Source organism: Sodalis sp. (in: enterobacteria) (genome assembly GCF_036327475.1).
Lineage (GTDB): Bacteria > Pseudomonadota > Gammaproteobacteria > Enterobacterales > Enterobacteriaceae.
The window spans coordinates 693,948-710,737 of sequence record NZ_CP132913.1 but is presented as its reverse complement, the minus strand read 5'-3'; the positions used below and the strand labels follow the sequence as shown (position 1 = coordinate 710,737).

Here is a 16,790-nt window from a genome sequence, read left to right as displayed (position 1 = left end):
TCTGACCGACCTGAGCCGCTATTTTTTGGGACGGCGCACATTCAAACTGACCACATTAACGCCATTCACCAGCACGTGACGAGACGAATTGCTGGCGTTGCTGTATCTCGATCCGTAGCAGTTTTGTCACTGCTACCAGCACAAGCTTTCCGGCAACCAGCAGCAGCGGGCCGAGTGTTTCGCCCTCCGCTAGAAACGGGCGCTTTGTTGCTGCGATTTTTAGAACAGCAGGCTTCTGTTGGGTGGTTACCGGCAAGTGTAGCTATCTACCCGCCGTATCAACCGGCGGTCGGTGGCCTTTTATAGACGCCATGGCTATCTACCGGTGAGCGCCTTACCGGTACATTGTGACCGGCCGGAATTGCCTGTTTGGGAAAGCCCTGCAGTTTATACAGCATAAAGACGCCGCGTCGCGGCTGTGGCAAGCGATAATGTCTGCACAATGGCGCTCTTCCATATCAACCAAAGCGCAAATCCACGACTGGCATAGTAGCATATTCCCAATTTTATCCTCCGTGAATCGCAGCAGCGGCAGATGATAGCGGAAGTGGCTCGCGCGCTGGGAATATTGAAAATATTGAACGCCATCTGGTGATCGAAGCACCCACTGGCGTCGACAAAACGCTATCGTATCTGATTCCTAGCATCGCCATGGCCGAGCTTGGCAAAACCGCTGGTGGCGAGCACTGCCAATGTCGCCCTACAGGATCAAATTTTTCGCTACTGAGAAAGCTTATACCAGATTTGATCTTTATCGGCGCATTCGGACGCCAGCGCACCGCTGTCAGTCTGTCCCTCCTCGGCCTCGAGGCACAACAGCCAATGCCGGAGTGGTGTACGATGCTTAATGATGCGCTGGCTGGGTTGCCGTTCGATGATCAGGTTGAATCAATTAGGCCAGGCATCCGAAAGGAATATCGTCAATGCCGAAAGCGTCGTAGGCGAACCACGGCTTCTCCAGCGCGCCTCGGCGATGGCGAATAGCTTATCACAGGCCGCAATATTGCGCTCAATGACTGCTGGGTTCACGTGACGGCATCGCTTGAGCAGCCAGACACCCTGACCATAAGCGAGCAGCGCGAGGTAGCGCGCAATGGTATCGGACTCCAACAGGACCAAAATCCTGCAGACAAGGGGAGTGGCCTAATTGGGATTCAGCGACAAGAAGAGCGCATCCTGATTTTACCGTATTAGCCCAGTCGGAATCACCGCACCGCACCGCACCGCACCGCACCTCAGCATCTCAGCACCTTTTTGACGTTGAGCGAATTTTCACAACTAGAATCGTTATAACATAACGCCTCCATAGCGCAATGATAATTGTTACGCTTTCTGTTAGCAATTACGGCGGAGGTAAGGCTGCATCGGCTACGTGACCTGCCCCAAGCTGCGGCGTCGACGGCCGCGCGCCGACCGCCAAAAAACACGACAGACGGCGTGGTTAGTTGATGATCCTTATGCTGTGACTTATTAGCGGCGTTTAATCAATCGCCCGCGCCGGAAGGGTTTTATTTTCTCAATACCGCGTGGTCGCTGAAAAATTGACAATAAAATGGCTGACAGGCACGCGCCAATGCGGCAAAGTTAAACGGCCTCGATTACGATTAGAGTAGATTTGCTAGAACAATGATATAGACATGCACGTGGGCCCTTGCCGGCCATGCGTGCAACATCCGCCACCGGATTACCCGCGATGGCTCTTAATTGAATGAATGCCCATGACCTCCATGATAAAACCTGTTTTCAGCACTCAACGTTATGCTCTTGCTTTAGGTACCTTGCTGGTTCTTGCTATCCCTGCCGCCCACGCCGTTGAGGCCCCGCCCGCCGCGCCGGAAATCAACGCCCGCGCGTATATCTTGATGGATTACCAAAGCGGCAAGGTGCTGGCGGAAGCCAATGCCGACCAGCGCCTAGCCCCAGCAAGCCTCACAAAAATCATGTCCAGTTATGTCATTGGGCAGGCGATGAAGGCCGGTAAAATCCATCCGGCGGACAAAGTGACGATCGGTAAAGATGCCTGGGCCACCGGCAATCCGGTTCTGCGCGGCTCGTCGTTGATGTTCCTGAAACCGGGCGAACAGGTGACGGTTGATGATCTCAATAAAGGCATTGTTATCCAATCCGGCAATGACGCCAGCATTGCGCTGGCGGATCACATTGCCGGTAGCCAGGAGGCCTTTGTCAATTTAATGAATCAGCATGCCGCGGCGCTGGGGATGCAGAATACCCATTTTTTGACGGTTCACGGCCTTGATGTGCAAGGTCAGTACAGCACCGCGCGGGACATGGCTATTCTCAGCCAGGCGCTGATTCGCAATACACCGAACGAGTACATATTGCACAAAGAGAAAGAGTTCACCTACAACAAAATCAAACAGCCTAATCGTAATCGTCTGTTGTGGAGCGGTAATTTGGCGATCGATGGTGTGAAAACCGGTTATACCAGCGTCGCCGGTCACAATCTGGTGGCATCAGCCACCGATAACGGCATGCGACTCATTTCCGTAGTGCTTGGCGCTCCGACCGATGGTATTCGCTTTCGCGAGAGTGAGAAGTTGTTGACCTGGGGATTCCGGTTTTATGAAACCGTGATGCCTATTCCGAAAGGTCGCCCCTTTACTCAGCAGTGGGTGTGGTTTGGCGATCGCAGCCAGGTGAATTTAGGCGTCGCGCAAGATGCGGCTATTACCTTACCGAAAGGGCAATCGAAAAACCTGAAGGCGTCCTTCACGCTCTCCTCCTCCTATCTGGAAGCGCCGCTGGCCAAGGATCAGGTGGTTGGCGCCATCAACTTCAGTCTAGACGGCAATATCATCGAGCAGCGCCCGCTGGTGGTGATGGAGGAGGTGAAGAAAGGCGGCATTTTCCGCACGCTGCGGGACTGGATCTTGCTGAAGCTCCACGGTTTGTTCAGCTAAACCCCGTTGCCGTTTTACGGCCGATGCTGTCGTTTTAGACAGCGATCGCCGGCACCTGCCCTCGGGCGGCGCTGCCATTTTGAACAGACATTGTCGACGTAACGCCTCATATGAGCTTATAAACGGTCGCGGTCAGCGCGATAATCCCAACCGCCCACACAAAATAATTGCTCGCCAATCCGTGATAGCGCGACATGGCGGGCACTTTGTTGATGGCGTACATTGGCATCAAGAACAGCAGTATGGCGATAACCGGACCGCCCAAGGTTTCAATCATACCAAGAATGCTTGGGTTGATAGTAGCGACCAGCCAAGCGGTTAAGAGCATGAATACGACGGTTATCTTGCCCATGGCGCCGGCGGAAATTTCCTTGCTGCGCGCCTGCAGGGCAGAGGTCACCAGTCCGCTAAACCCTTCGCTAGCGCCGAGATAGTGGCCCCAAAAGGATTTGGCGATGGCGACAAAAGCGATAATCGGCCCAAGCGAGGCGATGAAGGGATTATCAAAATGATTGGCCAGATAAGACAGCATAGAAATATTTTGCTCTTTGGCCTCTCGCATGTTTTCCGGCGAAAGGCTTAAAGCGCAGCTAAAAACGAAAAACATCACGGTCAACACCATCATTACATGGCTATAGGCCAAGATGCGGGAGCATTTCGATTCGGCAGCATCACCATATTCTTCGCGTTTAGATATAGCGAATGACGAAATGATAGGGGAATGATTAAAGGAAAACACCATGACCGGTACTGCTAACCACAGGGTGCTGAACAGCCCGCCGCCGTTGGCCTGCGGTTGCACCAGCGGCGCATGAAATATTGCGCCGCTCCAGTACGGGATTAAATAGAACGATAAAAAGACCAGTACCGCGATGAAAGGGAACACCAACACGCTCATTGACTTGACGATAATGTCCTTCCCGAGCGAAACAATCATCATCAGCCCTACTATCAATAGCAGCGCCAGCAAAGCCCGCGGCGGGGCGCTGTAGCTGAGCTGATGCACGATGAAACTCTCGACTGTATTGGTGATAGCGACACTGTAGACCAGCAGAATCGGATAGATGGCGAAGAAATACAGTAGCGTAATGAGATTACCAATGCGGTTACCGAAATGCTCCTTCACCACATCGGTAATGTCGTTGCATTTACCGTTGCCAGACAGCACAAACCGCACCATGCCCCGGTGGGCGAAAAAGGTCATTGGAAGGGCGATAAGTGCCATGATAAGCAGTGGCAGAAACCCACCGATACCTGCATTAATGGGCAGGAACAAAACACCGGCGCCGATAGCTGTGCCATAGAGTCCCAACATCCATACCGTATCGGTTTTGCGCCAAGTCGCGTCGGACAGGATGGCCCGCGCGGGGGAAGCTTTTGTTATGTCCATAAATTCTCCGAATAAAACGCAAAGGTTGGTGGGCAATAAATTCTCGCTGCCGCTGCTATTCTGTTTTGAATAATCATATTGAGGTGGTTCAATTATCTGTCTTGGATTTATCGGAAATCTTCAATAATAATGCGTTTATTTGATACTTCCAGCGTTAATGTCATTTTTTTTGACACCGGTCTAATATTTAATTGCAATAACCGATTATAGAATAATATTTTCTAGCATGAATCAATCATTGAACGAATGCATCGGTATTCATGATGTAAAAGTTTAATGTTAGTGCTTATATTTCATGGTTTTCTATTTTTTATCTCTAGGTTATTTTTTAAAATTTCGCACGTTATTTTAATTTCGCACGTTATATGTAAAATTTGCGTGTCATGAAGAGTGGTTAAATAATACGCATAACGTGAATGCTATTCATGGAAATATATCACGTGAATAAATACACCCTAGTTGTGGTGATCAATTGCGTAATAAAGGCAATAGCGCATGAAATGGCTAACTTTGTTTTGTCTATAAACATACCTTGTGCGGTTCACTATTGACGGGTTGGTGCCTGTGACGATACCGTTAGCGCATTTTGCTGGCGATCGCCGCGTCTATGGATGTAACGCAAACCGATATTGCGGCCAAGGAAAGTAATGGCGGCGAGGTTGATAAAAGGATAGGGACAAAATAAAATAAGAATAAGAGCGTCTTAAAGCTAATAGGCGGGACGCCTAGGCTCCTCGAAATGGAAACATCATGGAAACATCAAAGAAAAGTAAAATGGTGGACTGGGAAGTGGGGGCAAAGTTCTGCCGTCGCCAATTTACTCTCCGTGTGCAGCCCGCATGTCGCGGGTCAACTATCATCGGCTACTTAAAAAGCGGCCGCTATCGGCCTAAACTTGTCGGCGGGATCTCTCGAGCCCTACATCGCCAGCGCGGCCTAACAGCAAATACCCCTGACCCGCTTCTGAGGGTGACGCTTGCGTAACGTTGTTGCCACGGCGTTTGGCAGCTGCCGCGCTCCTCGTTTGACAAGGTAACTGAACCTGACTGAAGGGTGAAAGGGTGATAGCCCGTAAAATAATCACAGGGACATCGCAGGAAATAGCACCGGCGTTGTTGGCGTTGAACCATCGGGTTTAAATCACTAACAGCATATCACAACAAAAATATGACTGGATTTGCCCGAACGCATAACCGATATTTCATTGATATATTTTAAGTTAATCGTTAAATTTGCTTGGCCAATCTCAGAGGTCAAGCTTGTCTGACCTACAGTGACGTTACTTGCTGCGACGCGCATACAGGCGCATGAATGCCACTGAAAGCTAGATGGGTGTAACATACCGGGATTTCTGCCTCCTTTACCCGTGTCGCTTGCTTTTTTGGAAGCAGGCATTATTGCCACCAACGCAGGTACTGCGGTCAGCTCGCTAGTTTTTCTGCTTATTTTCATCAGTCAAAAACCGCTCCGGTATCCTTGGCGGCAGAGGACCACGGCAGGAAATTCTGTTCGGTACACTCGGCGCATTGCTGGCTGCGACGGTCTGTTGGCTGCTGTTCAATATCGGCGTCACGACCGGCTATATAGCCCGTGACATCAGCTGACTTATCTGTTAGCGCTGTGTTCTGGTGCGATTTTAGCGCGCCGAGTTGCTACTTCGCTGGGACGCCGAAGCATCATCTAGCCTATTAAAGTACTAACGTCCTGCTGGATCAAAATACCACACAGGTGGACGGTAGGTAGCCGGTGTTAGGATGGGTACAAGCTCAGATTCTCCTTGGCATGGGCTCCAAAACAGGTGTAACCACCAATATGACTTTGATCAACAAAAACCTAACAATTTGGCGCGAATACAATAAGGACAACTCGGAGGTTCGAAAATGACCGCAATATAACCATGCAAGAGCAACGTACGCCGCTATTTTTCCGCGATTTACTATGCTTCCCCAAACGGGTAAAAGCAGAAATTACCTCTCATAGTCGTAGCTAATCTTTGGCGTCAAGCGGACCCCCGTGGGCGTGAGCCACAGGCGCCGCCCGAATCTTTTCTCGACTATCGCTGGTGTGGGATTGTGTTTTATCTAGGTTAAAGTATGAAACTAGACATTCTCTCTCGCGATGTGGACCCTGCTCTCCTGCCGCCGGCTGCGTGAAGTCGCTCAGGCAAAGGCCATAAGGCGGAGTCGTTGATCATGGGATGAATGCGTCACCGGGGTTGGAGGTCATAGAAACTGCGACGATATCATCACACTGATGATCCACTACTGAAGTCTGCCCACCGCTCGACCCCGCTGATAAACTAAAATACCACGCTTGTCGGATAAAATCGGCTCGCGTGGCGTTGTCCACCGCCGCGCGCCTTGGGATTGATTAAAAATCGATCTCGTTGTCGTCAATCTCCGATACATGTAATCATAGGCTACTATTTATTATTCCGTAAGTTATGCTCAGCTTCATACTTATGCTCAGCTTCATACTAGAGAACGGCCTTACATGGATTCACTTGTTTCACCGGATCTGGATTGAGGAGCTGGCTGGGGAAGTTGAATTTATCATTCTATGAATGTGACTCTTGCTAGGCGTTGCACTTGCCGCATATGTAGAATTTCGACGGTATGTTGATGCCAAGGTCGATCTGGTTGACAATGTCATCTTGCCTTGATGGCGGAGGTACGGCTGACGACCCTTATCTCCCGGATGGGGATTTGAGCCAGAACAACGCCAGTTCGCTAACGGTGAAAGCATTCATCGAGATTCAAGATGACAACTTGCCAAAACTTGTGGCCTGCCAGGCCCTAGTTAGCGCTGATGAGGTGACCCTCGGCCAGTTTTGCCACTTCATGCAGCAGGCGGAGGAGTAGATTTCCATACGGATTATGGAGGCACGCGCCAACAATCTATTATTTATGAGCAAAAGGACGACAGCGACGCCATGCCCCTCAGCGTCAGTGATTCATTAAGTCGTCTCGGATCCGCGCGCCCGGTATTCTAATGGTTTGCTGCGTCATGGCCATCACCACGACGCCCGCACATTGCTTTGCCGTAGCTACAACCCCACTGGCTCGCGATCGTGGCTACCGCATTCCGCCTATTTTACTGCCATAACGTGTTGCATTACCGCTAACCGGATGAACCGATTGGCGCGCTGGATGCTGGATAAGAAACTGCGCGATCGCATGCAGCTGGAAGTGGTGGATATTCTTGCGCGGGTTGGCGTGACTTGCGTCATGGTCACCAACGATCAGGAAGAAGTAATGATGGTATATCGCCATGAGAATTTATGAGCACCCTAACAGCCGGTTCAGTCGGTAGTGGATGGTGTGCCGCTTCACGTGTCGCTGTGGCCGGAAAAATTATGATGGATAGTGTGTTAACGGATGCCTGCAATTTCGCCGTCATGGAAGTGATCAATATCACCTATCTGGGAGATTTGTCCTTTACCACATCCGCCTGAACAGCGGGCAGATTATCCAGCCCAGTTGACCAATACCCACCGTTACCGCAGGGGCGCGTCCGCCTGGGGCGACCAGGTAAACCTGTGCTGGGTGTGGATAGTTGTATTATCCTTGCCGTATAGGGGGGTTGTATGTCCAATGCTAACCCTAAATCGCCGATCGGCGGCGCGCGGCGCGTGGTGATGCCCGACCTCTTGACGCGCTTACAGATGGTACACGTTCGCAAGGCGATGATTCTCCTCGCATATGTTGCCGCCGCTGTTTCCGTTTTGATTGTCAAATCAGTCTGACGGTATGCTGATCGTTTCGCTCAACCTTGCCAATTTCATGCAGCTTCTGGAGATTCGCTCTACATCGAAGCCTATCTGCAATCTCTGCGGGTCGCGGCGGTGTCGACCTTCTTTTGCTTGCTGCTGGGCTATCCCATGACCTAGTCGGCGGCGCACAATCAGGCATTGACGCGTAATATTTTGGTTATTTTACCATCCTGGACCCCGTTTCTGATTCAAGTTTATGCTTGGATGGGCATTTGAAAAATAACGGTGTGGCGAGGTATGTTTGCCATCGCCTTACCATGTCGCGCGTCGGCGCGGCAAACTGAAATTTTTCTGTTGACCGAGAGCTGCCATGATGGCGCGATAATGCTGCGCTTTGCGCTGTGTTCCGAGGTCAAGCTGGCGCAATTGCACGTGACCTTTCCCTGGCTATTGCACGTGACCTTTCCCTGGCTACAGGCGCGCTTGCCACAGCTGCGAGTCATTTCAGTCAACCCACAGTCGGTACAGATAGCGATCCTCGAAGGAGATCGGTGAAATCGTGCTGACGTTTGACCAAGCGCTGGAGGAGCGGCTTAACCAGGTGCCGCTGTATAGGCCTAAGAGCTTCTTTCAGGCTAACTCCACGGTTGCCGCCGGCCTGTACGGCTACCGCCCGTGATTGGGTCACCGCGCTGCTGGTGCCACGGATTTGGGAACTGTTTCTCGGCGTGGGCGGCTCGGTCTGCATCTTTGCCGTCCCGACATGCAGATGACCGATATTGAAATTAGCACGGAGGTCATCGCCAGCGCGTGCCAGTCGGCACATTAATGAGGGTTGAGGAGCAGGTCCTTAGGCACTGGTTCCACCTAATTTGTCGTGCAAAACGGCACAGTGCTGGATTTTGTACTCTAGCTGCCAGGTCGCGACGCTGGTGCAGGATCTCGGCGAGCTGGAGGATTACCGGGTGTGCCGCGTCCGGCTATTTGACGTGTTTCTTCTTGATATGTTTCATCATACCGCCAATTATGAAACGCTGGTGTTGCTGGAGCGCCGCGCGACAACGCCGGTACGTCATAGGTTCGGCCATAAAGCAGTTGACTCTACCCCATCATGTTTATCAGGATGATGGTATAGAGCCAGCGAGGTGCTTTTGAACACCAGCACCACTTCGTTGGAGTAAGAGGGGAGGGCCTGCTTGATGACAAACGGCATCAGCAGCCGCAACGACTGGAACCCACTCATGTCCAGCACCGCACAGGACTGCCGCTGACTATCAGGAATGGCGCGCATCGGAAACAATTGCGTGTTGTAGGCTGCGCTGTTAAGCGCCAGCGCCATCTTGGCACATAACCAATGCTGTGGCAGTAGCGACCAGAGCAAGGGGATATCACGCAAGGAAGTGAACTGGCCAGGTCCACAATAGATAAGGAAAATTTGCACCAGCAGCGTCGCGCAGGTAAATAGCGTGGTATGCCCGTCACCAGCAGCGAGAGCATCAAGGTACGCAGCGAGGGGATCAGGGTAAACAAACAGCGCCAGCAAATAACCGACCATCAAGATGCCCTCTTGTCAAATCGCGTGGCGCGCCGTTTGCGGGCGCGCAGAAGGCTCGGCTAAACAGCGTAATCACCAAGTAGACCCTGTCGTCAACAGATACCAGGTAACGGCTGTTGCGTAAAGCTAACGGTACTTTTGGTTTTGCAGCACCAGATCGTTAACGCCAATCAGCGACACCAGCGCCGTGTCCTTCAACACTCATGTCACAGCGCCTACCCCGACTTCCGCTGACCACGAGCAATGGCTTGGACTTTCAACGCGATGCGCAGGGCCTGCGCGCGTAGGCGGCGTACAGTAGCTCCAGCGCGATGATGCAACAGAGAAAAGGACTGACATCGAAGTTGTCAATGGACAGCGCGAGTGAGACGTGCAATGACCCCAAGACAAGGTAACGCCATCTGCCAGCCTCACCAACAGCTGCGGGGCGACAAAGTAGATAAACAGCACCACCAGGATTTCCGGCAGACCGCGCAACAACGTGACCAGCGCTGTCCCACTCAACGCAAGCCAGCACCAGCGCGCCGATTCCAGCGCGGCAAAGCTCGTGGCCAAGGTAGACCAATGATCAGCGCGCACAGCGCCAGGCCGAGGATCGTGCCTGCGGCCTGGCAGACCTTGTCCAGCGCCTGATTGAACTTATCTACCAGCTCCACATCGAAGCTGGTGCCGAAATAGGCTTGATCGGTCACTTTTCGCAAATGGTCGCCAAGCTGGTGTCCTGCATCAGCCATTTTCACCACGGCGGTATCGCCGAAGACATTGTCCAGGCGGCCGTTTTTCAGATCCAGGAACGCGTTCTGATAGCTGTTGTATGGCACCGCGGTTATTTCAGGGTGTTTATCCATCAGGTATTTCTGATGAGTGGAGCCGTTTTGCATTCCGATGCGTCTGCCGGCCAGGGACGCCAAATTGGCGAATTTGCCTTTCTGGGCGACAAAGACCGCCGAATTTTCATAATATGGCTGAGTGAACGCGGCCTGCTTTTGACGATCCGAGGTGATATCCATACTGGAAATCACGGCGTCAAAGCGGTGAAAGCGCGGGCTTGGGATCAGGTTATCAAACGCCTGATTGGTAAACGTACAGGTCCCAACAAACTCGAACGGTGCATAGGTGACTTCGATGGCGAAACGCACGGTTTGCACGGCGCTAACGCCGGTGGATACAATGGCCATCAGCGGAAAATAACGGTCTTTTTCATTGGCGTGATTCCCGAAAAAGATTATGCGATAGATACTGCGCAAACGCGGAGGTTTTCGGTTGCATGGAATGGCTGGCATCGCCCTGTTCCACAATGCGGCCGTTTTCCATATACGCCAACCTGCTTGCGGTCTCGCGTGCCACCTCAACGATGGGTGACGACCACCTGGATGATGCCGGTCTTGCGCCAGCTCACGCATGACGCTAATGATTTGCGCGGTGATTTCCGCACCTGCGGCGCAACCGCAGACGCGCCAGCAATTTGCGCGGGAATTGGCCGCCGGACGGTCCAGACCATGGACCCGGCGAGGGGCTTCAGTCAGATCTGGTGCGCCGTCAGATGTGGCCACAGATGGTATGAAAAACTATGCCGACATTTTGGCGCAGTGCGCGTACAAAATCACGCCCGACGTGCGGCGAAAGTCGAAATGATTACTAGCGATATCTAGTCCACCTTCGCGGGGCATTTCCGCAGATTAAGCTCGCGCAGCAGTGAGCTTAAGCCACAAGATCAGCAACAGCTCGCTGACCTGGGTCGCCAGGCTGCACTCAGACCAATGTGTGAGACCGAGCGCGAAGCCGACGATCACCACGCCGCAAAGCTTGAGCAAGTCGAGAGCCATACGCCAGCGCGAGAGCAGCGGGCCAGAGCAAGAGTTCCCAGCGCTGCCAACGCCAGCGCATTCATCACCAGAATACATAGGGCGCTGACAGCGGTAATTACGCCCATCCGCAGCACGTTGCCGGCGAGATTGGAGAAAGCACCAAGTTTGATGCCCATCAAAAACAGGATAACGTACACTATGGCGCTTAGTGTGCGGTTCACGTCCTTGTAGCCAGCGGACGGGACAGTCGATAGCCGATAATCATGAGAATAGGCCACAGACCGGCATACATGAACAGACCACTTCCTCCATGAACAGACCACTTCCTCGTGTCGCCGTGAGGCGACGGACCGCCACACACTAGCGAAAAGCGCCGGCGCTGTAAAGGGCAGTACTGTGAAAAACACTCCACTCTCCACGAGAGCCATGTAAGGGGGCAGTGATGGCGTCGCGCTAGGGGATTTATCACATAATTAAAACTTGCGTCGTAAAAGAAAAGTGTTATAATTTAATGTCATGCAGGCTTATTCGCGCCTTCAATTGCGAGGCGCGTTATTAAGCAACAGTCTTAGCTTCAGCAGACACAATCAGGCTTGCACAGTTCCTTTTGACCCCTGATGAACCTAGAATCTGACGACTTGCCTTGTTTTCAGCGTCCGATAACCGTCCCTCTGGATCGTTGAATAGTGCGCAAGATATCCTCGCCGTCGTTTTCGGGCAGATCAAAGCCTTTAGCGTTATTGAACCATTTAACTTTACCCGTCTCCATGTTTCTACATCCCTCACAACCGAAGTTTTATGTGATAGAGGATAGTTAACGTCGTAAGCGGCTGATTACCTGCGTCAGCTTATGCCTCTACACTTACACTCTAGAGGATAACGATAAGAGTTCAAGCGAAGGCTCAAGAGTTGGCTAAACTTTGAAACAATTAACGCTTTAACCCGTTTTTCCAGACTGTTGCCGGCATACCCGGACAAAATCCTGACGCTATCAGCGGCTATTTTGATTATCCAATGGTAAGATGAAAGAAAGGGGCTGCTCTAGCGCAGCGGTGATGGTTTAGCGTTGGAACAACACTATGGGTAAGACAAGCGACAGGTTGGATAAGCGCCATCCAGCTGAAAAGCAGGTAAAAGACGCGGTACAACCCCCGTCTATGTATAAAGTTATACTTATCAATGACGAATATACTCCAATGGAATTTGTTATTGACGTATTGCAAAAGTTCTTTTTTTATGATGTTAAACGTGCAGCGCAACTGATGCTTAAGGTGCATTTTCAGGGAAAGGCCGTTTGCGGTATCTATACCGCCGAGGTCGCAGAAACCAAAGCGGTTCACGTCAACCGCTATGCTCGGGAAAACAAGCACCCATTGCTTTGTACGCTGGAAAAAGCCTGAAAGGGCAATCTATTTGGGGAGGTGCCAATGCTCAATCAAGAACTGGAACTCAGTTTAAACATGGCTTTCGCCAGAGCGCGTGAGCACCGGCATGAATTTATGACCGTGGAACATTTGCTGCTTGCCCTGCTCAGCAACCCTGCAGCGCGTGAAGCGCTTGAGGCGTGCACGGTCGATTTGGTGGCTCTGCGCCAGGAGTTGGAAGCCTTTATCGAACAAACTACACCGACCTTACCAGCAAGTGATGAAGAGCGCGAAACGCAGCCCACGCTCAGTTTTCAGCGCGTATTGCAGCGCGCAGTGTTCCATGTCCAGTCGTCTGGGCGTAGCGAAGTGTCCGGCGCCAACGTACTGGTAGCGATTTTCAGCGAGCAGGAATCCCAGGCGGCCTATTTGCTGCGCAAGCATGACGTCAGCCGGCTGGATGTGGTGAATTTTATCTCACACGGTACGCGTAAAGACGAAACGCAAGTACCCGAGCCTGAAACGCCGGTCAACGAAGAGCAGTCAGGCGGAGAGGAGCGTATGGAAAACTTCACCACAAACCTTAATCAACTAGCGCGTGTCGGCGGCATCGACCCGTTGATTGGCCGCGATCGTGAGCTGGAGCGCGCCATTCAGGTCCTGTGTCGCCGTCGGAAAAACAACCCGCTGCTGGTAGGTGAATCCGGAGTGGGTAAAACCGCTATCGCGGAAGGTCTGGCCTGGCGAATCGTGCGCAGCAAAGTGCACGAGGTGATCGCTGATTGCACCATTTACTCCCTGGATATCGGTTCATTGCTGGCCGGCACCAAGTATCGCGGCGATTTCGAAAAACGGTTCAAAGTCCTGCTCAAACAGCTTGAGCAGAACCAGAACAGCATTCTGTTTATCGATGAAATCCACACAATCATCGGCGCCGGCGCGGCTTCAGGGGGACAGGTGGATGCCGCCAACCTGATCAAACCGTTGCTATCCAGCGGCAAAATCCGCGTAATGGGCTCTACTACCTACCAAGAATTCAGCAATATTTTTGAAAAAGATCGCGCTCTAGCGCGTCGTTTCCAGAAGATAGACATTATGGAACCGACGGTGGAGGAAACGGTGCGTATCCTGACTGGGCTGAAAACAAAATATGAAGCCCACCACGACGTGCGCTACACCGCCAAGGCGGTGAGGGCAGCGGTAGAGCTGGCGGTGAGATACATTAACGACCGCCACCTTCCGGACAAAGCTATCGATGTCATCGATGAGGCTGGTGCGCGTAGTCGACTGATGCCTGTCAGTAAACGTAAAAAGACCGTCAACGTGGCGGATATCGAGTTGGTGGTGGCGCGTATTGCCCGTATTCCAGAAAAAACGGTTTCAGCGAGCGATCGCGACCTGCTGAAAAATCTGGGTGACCGGCTGAAGATGCTGGTTTTTGGTCAGGACAAAGCCATCGAGGTGCTGACCGAGGCGATCAAAATGAGCCGCGCTGGGCTGGGGCAGAAGCATAAACCGGTGGGATCTTTCCTGTTTGCCGGTCCTACGGGCGTCGGCAAAACCGAGGTGACGGTGCAGTTGGCTAAGGCGTTAGATATTGAGCTGCTGCGCTTCGACATGTCTGAATATATGGAGAGACACACCGTTAGCCGCCTGATTGGCGCGCCTCCCGGCTATGTCGGGTACGATCAGGGCGGCCTGTTAACCGATGCTGTACTGAAGCATCCCCACTCCGTGCTGCTGCTTGATGAAATCGAAAAAGCTGATCCGGATGTTTTCAATCTGCTCCTGCAGGTGATGGACAACGGTACGCTAACCGACAATAATGGCCGCAAGGCGGATTTTCGTAATGTGATACTGGTGATGAGCACAAACGCCGGTGTGCAGGAAACCCAGCGCCAGTCGATAGGATTGATTCAGCAGGACAACAGCACGGATGCCATGTCGGAGATAAAGAAGGTGTTTACGCCGGAATTTCGTAATCGTCTTGATAATGTGATTTGGTTTAACCACCTCTCCAGCGAGGTTATTCAGCAGGTAGTCGACAAATTTATCGTCGAGCTTCAAGCGCAGCTGGATGCCAAGGGTGTTTCACTGGAGGTCAGCGACGACGCGCGCAACTGGCTCAGCGACAAAGGCTACGATAAAGCCATGGGTGCTCGTCCGATGGCTCGCGTCATACAGGAGAACCTGAAAAAACCATTGGCCAATGAGCTATTGTTTGGTTCGCTGGTGGATGGCGGCTCTGTGCGGGTGGAACTGGACAAAGAGAGTCAAACACTCAAATACCAGTTCCTTAGCGCACAAAAACATAAGGCCGAGGGGGTGGTGCACTAACTTCCGGTTGTTGAGCAGGAGCAACCGCAGGGCGATACCTTAGGGTATCGACTTTATGCTAGCGCTCGTGGGAGTGCATAATCTGCTGCGTGTTGGCCGTGACAGCGCGGTAGCGCTATAAGACGCGCATGATGGGGTGCAAGAAGATTGAGATCCTGTGGCGAACGAAACAGCCGCTGAAGCGGAATACTAGCTCGGCGGCGAGGACGTGTGGCAAGGCCTCCGTCAGGGGAAACGGAGCAGCGCAACGCTCACAAGTCTGAGAAGGAGCGATAGCTCGAATAGCGTAGCCGAGGATAGCCGGTGCTGAGATCGTCGTCTTCTTAAAACGTTATATCAACTAGCAATGCTCACCGGCGTCGCGGAAGGGAGAATTATCGCGCTTCATGCCGGGGACAATCGTCACCGGAACCGGCCTGGCAACGTGTTCAATAACTTCAGCGGCCGCGAAAGACAATGCGACCTTTGCTTAGATCGTATGGGGTCAGCTCCACGGTGACTTTGTCACCCGTCAGGATACGGATGTAGTTCTTGCGCATTTTACCGGAGATATGCGCGGTCACCACATGTCCGTTTTCCAATTCCACGCGGAACATGGTATTAGGCAGAGTGTCCAGTACGGTGCCCTGCATTTCAATATTATCTTCTTTGGCCATCGAATCCTCATATGTATGAATACTATAGTCCTTAACCAGCAAGATGATGCCGAAACCCTCATTTGTCGCTTTCAGGATCATGAAGTACGGTAAAGAAGGTTTGCGGTTGCCAGCAGCTGGCCGCCAGCGATAAAGGCAGTAATTGCGTAAGCATAGGCCAGAAAATCACCGCGCGTAATACTATGCGCCCCAAGCGATGCGGTATGTGAGTTCGATACTTGGCAGTCTACCATTTTTCCTCCCTTATGCATAAAATAACGGCAAAAGTACCACAGCGCCAATTTGATCCGTTCGGCCGTCGGCTGACATCAACTCGCCGAAAAAACAGCGCCTATGCGCTTACACCATACAGACAGTAGACCAGCACCTTATGTCCCACACCTCTATGGAGTGGCGTGACCGAGCTGATACAGATAACTATAAGCGATTCCGACTTTGCTACCAATCCAGTCTCCCTCTGCACCGCGTTCAGCGAAGGTGGAAAACTACATCGGCGAACAAAGCGGCTAAAACTGCGGCTTTGATGGAATGCATTGGGAAACAACACCACGCGCGGATCCGGCGCCCACCACGAAATGGTGTCGTCAGGGGAGTGCCAAGGGAAAATCCTCTGCCTATAGGCTGCCAGCAGGCCATTGGGTTCGCTCAGTGCTGTCTGCAGGTGGTGGAAAATGCACAGAATCAGGTGAAAGCAGGTAAAGTCGCATGCTGCCGTTAATTACTCCAATCCGTCTGAACACCTATAGCGTTCGCGTTGTGCCATTAGCGCCTGATAGCTGCCTTGTTCAATCAGGCCACCGAGGATCCGTAATACAAATACGATCTAAACGTTCTAATCCCCGCATCCGAGACGAGAATCACTGTCCGCCCCTGGCCTAGCGTGGTCAACAATTTCAGCATTTGCTGTTCGGTGACGGCTCCAGCCCCTCGGTCGGCTCGTCAAGCAACCATAGAGCGCGGCGTTGCGCCGCCTGATAATGTGCGGCCTTCTCGCCAAGCCAAGCGCTCAATCCCCGTCTGTAGCTTCTCTAGGCTAACCTGCCGCAC

Annotated in this window: 12 protein-coding genes and 8 pseudogenes; 9 read left to right on the top strand and 11 right to left on the bottom strand. The window is 52.2% G+C overall.

The window, feature by feature from the left end:
- Positions 1-888: 888 nt before the first annotated feature.
- Positions 889-1,110: a hypothetical protein gene (locus GPOALKHO_RS03875; protein ID WP_406703076.1), complete on the bottom strand. Its 222-nt coding sequence runs from the start codon at positions 1,108-1,110 to the stop codon at positions 889-891.
- Between the two features lie 617 nt (positions 1,111-1,727).
- Between GPOALKHO_RS03875 and GPOALKHO_RS03870 the strand changes: the two genes are divergently transcribed.
- Positions 1,728-2,921 (top strand): serine hydrolase, encoded by a 1,194-nt coding sequence (locus tag GPOALKHO_RS03870; protein ID WP_406703372.1) that lies wholly within the window; start codon positions 1,728-1,730, stop codon positions 2,919-2,921.
- Between the two features lie 106 nt (positions 2,922-3,027).
- Here the strand turns inward: GPOALKHO_RS03870 and GPOALKHO_RS03865 are convergent, their stop codons facing one another.
- Positions 3,028-4,311 (bottom strand): serine/threonine transporter, encoded by a 1,284-nt coding sequence (locus GPOALKHO_RS03865; RefSeq protein ID WP_406703075.1) that lies wholly within the window; start codon positions 4,309-4,311, stop codon positions 3,028-3,030.
- A gap of 2,493 nt (positions 4,312-6,804) precedes the next feature.
- Between GPOALKHO_RS03865 and GPOALKHO_RS03860 the strand changes: the two are divergent.
- The 6 genes and pseudogenes from GPOALKHO_RS03860 (at position 6,805) to GPOALKHO_RS03835 (ending at position 9,150) form a co-directional block, all read left to right on the top strand.
- Positions 6,805-7,271 (top strand): annotated as a pseudogene (locus tag GPOALKHO_RS03860) (YbjN domain-containing protein).
- A gap of 192 nt (positions 7,272-7,463) precedes the next feature.
- A pseudogene (locus GPOALKHO_RS03855) lies at positions 7,464-7,888 on the top strand (TOBE domain-containing protein); the annotation flags it as partial.
- Between the two features lie 9 nt (positions 7,889-7,897).
- Entirely contained in the window at positions 7,898-8,056 is a 159-nt protein-coding gene (locus GPOALKHO_RS03850; protein WP_406703532.1) for a hypothetical protein, read from the top strand.
- A gap of 4 nt (positions 8,057-8,060) precedes the next feature.
- A pseudogene (locus GPOALKHO_RS03845) lies at positions 8,061-8,296 on the top strand (putrescine ABC transporter permease PotH); the annotation flags it as partial.
- Positions 8,297-8,320: 24 nt separating this feature from the next.
- Positions 8,321-8,578 carry a hypothetical protein gene (locus GPOALKHO_RS03840; protein ID WP_406703074.1) on the top strand — a complete coding sequence of 86 codons (258 nt, stop codon included), beginning with the start codon at positions 8,321-8,323 and terminating at the stop codon, positions 8,576-8,578.
- 317 nt (positions 8,579-8,895) lie between these two features.
- Complete coding sequence (locus GPOALKHO_RS03835) at positions 8,896-9,150, top strand: hypothetical protein (RefSeq protein WP_406703073.1); 255 nt, start codon at positions 8,896-8,898, stop codon at positions 9,148-9,150.
- On the opposite strand, the pseudogene artM reads toward GPOALKHO_RS03835, so the two are convergent.
- The 6 genes and pseudogenes from artM to GPOALKHO_RS03805 all read right to left on the bottom strand — a co-directional run.
- Positions 9,128-9,553 (bottom strand): annotated as a pseudogene (artM, locus tag GPOALKHO_RS03830) (arginine ABC transporter permease ArtM); the annotation flags it as partial. The gene GPOALKHO_RS03835 and the pseudogene artM sit on opposite strands and share 23 nt — an antisense overlap.
- 24 nt (positions 9,554-9,577) lie before the next feature.
- Positions 9,578-10,174: pseudogene (locus tag GPOALKHO_RS03825) on the bottom strand (arginine ABC transporter permease ArtQ).
- Positions 10,175-10,782 (bottom strand): annotated as a pseudogene (locus GPOALKHO_RS03820) (transporter substrate-binding domain-containing protein); the annotation flags it as partial. It abuts the pseudogene before it with no gap.
- A pseudogene (locus GPOALKHO_RS03815) lies at positions 10,779-11,286 on the bottom strand (arginine ABC transporter ATP-binding protein ArtP); the annotation flags it as partial. The pseudogenes GPOALKHO_RS03820 and GPOALKHO_RS03815, both read right to left, overlap by 4 nt.
- An 81-nt stretch (positions 11,287-11,367) precedes the next feature.
- Positions 11,368-11,607, bottom strand: a complete 240-nt coding sequence (locus tag GPOALKHO_RS03810) for a hypothetical protein (protein ID WP_406703072.1) — start codon at positions 11,605-11,607, stop codon at positions 11,368-11,370.
- Between the two features lie 334 nt (positions 11,608-11,941).
- Positions 11,942-12,155: pseudogene (locus tag GPOALKHO_RS03805) on the bottom strand (cold shock domain-containing protein).
- 310 nt (positions 12,156-12,465) lie between these two features.
- Here GPOALKHO_RS03805 and clpS point away from each other — a divergent pair.
- Both clpS and clpA read left to right on the top strand, forming a co-directional pair.
- Positions 12,466-12,786 carry an ATP-dependent Clp protease adapter ClpS gene (gene clpS, locus GPOALKHO_RS03800; protein WP_406703070.1) on the top strand — a complete coding sequence of 107 codons (321 nt, stop codon included), beginning with the start codon at positions 12,466-12,468 and terminating at the stop codon, positions 12,784-12,786.
- A 27-nt stretch (positions 12,787-12,813) separates the two neighbouring features.
- Positions 12,814-15,087 (top strand): ATP-dependent Clp protease ATP-binding subunit ClpA, encoded by a 2,274-nt coding sequence (clpA, locus tag GPOALKHO_RS03795; RefSeq protein WP_406703068.1) that lies wholly within the window; start codon positions 12,814-12,816, stop codon positions 15,085-15,087.
- 437 nt (positions 15,088-15,524) lie between these two features.
- On the opposite strand, the gene infA is transcribed toward clpA, so the two are convergent.
- The 3 genes from infA to GPOALKHO_RS03780 all read right to left on the bottom strand — a co-directional run bounded on the left by infA (position 15,525) and on the right by GPOALKHO_RS03780 (position 16,320).
- Positions 15,525-15,743: a translation initiation factor IF-1 gene (infA, locus tag GPOALKHO_RS03790; RefSeq protein ID WP_406703066.1), complete on the bottom strand. Its 219-nt coding sequence runs from the start codon at positions 15,741-15,743 to the stop codon at positions 15,525-15,527.
- Positions 15,744-15,820: 77 nt separating this feature from the next.
- Positions 15,821-15,976, bottom strand: a complete 156-nt coding sequence (locus tag GPOALKHO_RS03785) for a hypothetical protein (protein ID WP_406703065.1) — start codon at positions 15,974-15,976, stop codon at positions 15,821-15,823.
- 98 nt (positions 15,977-16,074) lie between these two features.
- Entirely contained in the window at positions 16,075-16,320 is a 246-nt protein-coding gene (locus GPOALKHO_RS03780) for a hypothetical protein (RefSeq protein ID WP_406703370.1), read from the bottom strand.
- Positions 16,321-16,790: the final 470 nt, after the last annotated feature.